General features: G+C 36.1%; 3 protein-coding genes. All 3 read right to left on the bottom strand.

Translation table 11 applies throughout. The features are described 5' to 3' along the window. Nucleotides 1-202: 202 nt before the first annotated feature. Complete coding sequence (locus tag AC1DRF_RS20870) at nucleotides 203-1,303, bottom strand: GerAB/ArcD/ProY family transporter (RefSeq protein WP_230184976.1); 1,101 nt, start codon at nucleotides 1,301-1,303, stop codon at nucleotides 203-205. A 200-nt stretch (nucleotides 1,304-1,503) separates the two neighbouring features. After that, complete coding sequence (locus AC1DRF_RS20875) at nucleotides 1,504-2,616, bottom strand: GerAB/ArcD/ProY family transporter (protein ID WP_269871418.1); 1,113 nt, start codon at nucleotides 2,614-2,616, stop codon at nucleotides 1,504-1,506. A 21-nt stretch (nucleotides 2,617-2,637) separates the two neighbouring features. Then, the coding region (locus AC1DRF_RS20880) for a Ger(x)C family spore germination C-terminal domain-containing protein (protein ID WP_477741587.1) at nucleotides 2,638-3,171 on the bottom strand (534 nt) is incomplete at its 5' end.

Raw genomic sequence — 3,171 nt, forward strand, 5'->3', positions numbered from 1 at the left:
GTATATGCACTTAACGTGATGGCTACTATTACTATACAAGTAAGAGGAAATAGAATTGTATTAACAAAATGATCATAAAACCAGGTATACATGAAAACCACCTCAAATAGTTTAAATTCACCCTGATAAGCCTTGTCTTATAGGGATTTAACAGATTGTAAGAACCACCTCATCTTCGGAGGAAATAATGCAAATAAACCTTTTATTCCCTCTGTTTCTTTCTATTTTTCAAGAAAGCTACAAGAAGAAGCAGAGGAGGAATAATCCCGAGGATAGGCATATGCAGAATAAACATTTCTACCTTTAGTCCTTCATGAAGATGTTCTTGAAAATTTCTGGCAATCGTGCTAGCCATAAATAGAATAACGAAGCCCAAAGGGTATGAAAGGCGTGAAGGTGATTTAATCTTAAATAAGTTAGCCGTACCTATGACAGCTGCATATAACAACACGCTAATCTTAATGAAACCACCGATAACTAAAGAAAGCATAAAAAATACATCAAGACGTTCCAAAAAGTCAGCTACCTGGATGCTTTGTACGGTACTAAGAAGAGGGAATTGTGAACGTGCAGTCAAATCAACCCCAAGTACACTAATGTTAATAAGCATTGTAATAGTTAAGTTGATTCCACTTAATCCAGTTGCACATAACATGGTCAATTTTGCCTTTTTTTGGTCTTTTAAATACGGTAAAATCATCGTAAATACAATCGCTTCTGCAAACGGGAAATAGATAGTTTGAGTAAATGCAACTTTCAGGACGGGTAAAACACCCTCTTCAAGTACTGGCTGTAAGTTTGTAAACTCGATTAAACCTGAACATACGATGAGAACAAACCCCGCCATGGCAAAAGTATACATGAATATAAAAAGGATTTCTCCTGAGCGAGCTACAACCTCGATTCCTTTTCGAATCGTATAAATAATAACAAGCATTAATAAAGTATGTGCAATGAATAAAGGAGTCTCAGGGTAGGCGGAGGTTAACAACATCTCGCCAAAATCACGGAGAACCCTCGCTGCATCATACATAAAATAAAGGATGTAGACAAAGGCAAGTACCGTTCCAATCCCTTTACCCATGATTTTTTGCATGTACTCGGTAGGCAGCAGATCCGGATAATAAGAATGCAACTTATTATAGACTAGAAATAGAACAAAACTTCCTACCATCCCAAGCAGAATCGCAAGCCAGGCGTCTTGTTTTACATCCATTGCAATAGGTACCAATAAAGAACTACCTAGTTCAAACAGAACCATTAGAATAAATAATTGACTGGCACTAATTTTTGCCTTCTCCATTCAACTGGAACCTCCTTTCTAATTTTATTTAAATTAATCTTTTGCTTTCTCGACCTTTCATTACGTACAATCTTTTAAACGTTATGTAATAGATAGCAGATTTACTTTAAGGTTAATTCTAGGCTAAAATTATTCTTTCTACGGGTAAGGATTTTACTAGGAATTTCAACGAGAATGACAATATTCCATATAAAAATTAACTAGTTCAATGTGTTCTTTCCATGCTTCTTCCTGTTTTTAAAGAAAGCTACAAGAAGAAGCAACGGAGGAATAATCCCAAGAAGAGGAATGTGTATAGTGAACATTGCCACCTTCAGTCCTTCATAGTTATGTTCTTGAAGGTTACTCGCAATGGTAATAGATAAAAAGAGAATGATTAGCCCTAAAGGATACGATAACCGTGAAGGTGATTTAACCTTGAATAAACTAGCAGTTCCTACGACAGCTGCGTAAAATAACACGCAGATTTTAAAGAAGATAGTGGTAATTAAAGCAAGCATAAAAAACACATCAAGACGTTCTAAAAAATTAGCTACTTGAATGCTCTCCACTGTGCTAAGAAGGGGATATTGTGAACGGGCGGTCAAATTAACCCCCAATACACAAACATTAATGAGCATGGTAATAATTAAATTGATCCCACTTAATCCAGTTGCACATAGCATGGTCACCTTTGCCTTCTTAGGATTATTTAAATACGGCAAAATCATGGTAAATACAATAACTTCTGTAAATGGAAAGTACAAGGTTTGAGTAAATACCACTTTTAGAACAGGGAATAAACCTTCTTCTAAAATAGGTTGTAAATTTTTAATCTCAATTAAGCCAGAAGATATAATTAAGATAAAGCCACCAACCGCAAGGACATACATAAAAATAAAAAGCAGTTCTCCTGATCGAGCGATGACCTCAATCCCTTTTCTAATTGTATAAATAATCACAAGCATCAATAATGCGTTCGCAATGAATAAAGGCGTATCAGGATAGGCAAAGGTTAACAGCATCTCACCAAAATCACGTAGAACCCTTGAGGCATCGTACATAAAGTAAAGAATGTAAACAAAGGCAAGTACAGTACCCATCACTTTCCCTAAGATTTTTTGCATATATTCTGTAGGCAAAAGGTCAGGATAATAGGTATAAAGCCTATGATAGACTAATAATAGAATGAAACTGAATACCATTCCAAGCAGAATTGCRAGCCAAGCGTCTTGTTTTGCATCTATCGCAAGAGGTACCAGTAAAGCACTCCCCAGCTCAAACAGGACCATTAAAATAAAGAGCTGACTGGCACTAATTTTTGCTTTCTCCATTTAACTGGCACCTCCTTTTCCTTACTTTTGATTCTCTTTTACTCCTGAAAGAAACGATTTATTTCGTAAGCCAGCTCGACGTACATAGGCTTCCACTGTGATATCTACATCTAACTTTGGAAAGTAGACATCATTCCATTCTGTTTTTAATTTTTTAAATTGATTGGGTCTAGTACGATGAACGACTTCGCCAAATCCCAAAATATCCGTTTTGTTTTTTTGTGCACGTTCAATAGCTGTCCTTAGCTCTTTTTTAATTTCTTTCCTCACCGATTGTTCGATTTTTGTAATAACCTTTGGATTAGTGATATCAACAGGTACCTCCATGTCACCGATATCTCCTTCAACACGTGTATGAACAGAAATATGAGGTTTCCCATTCTTCACTTGGGCAGATACACTTGTTTTTTGTCGTACGGTTTGATAAGCAATAGCTTCTTTCTTTCCTGCCCAATCAATATTAATATCCGTTCCTTGAATTTTATTGAGAATCCATACCGTTCCTCTTGCTGGTTTTCCATACAGCCAATCTACTAATTTCCCCTGTTTTAAAAC

It is taken from the genome of Priestia sp. P5_B4, assembly GCF_056400385.1.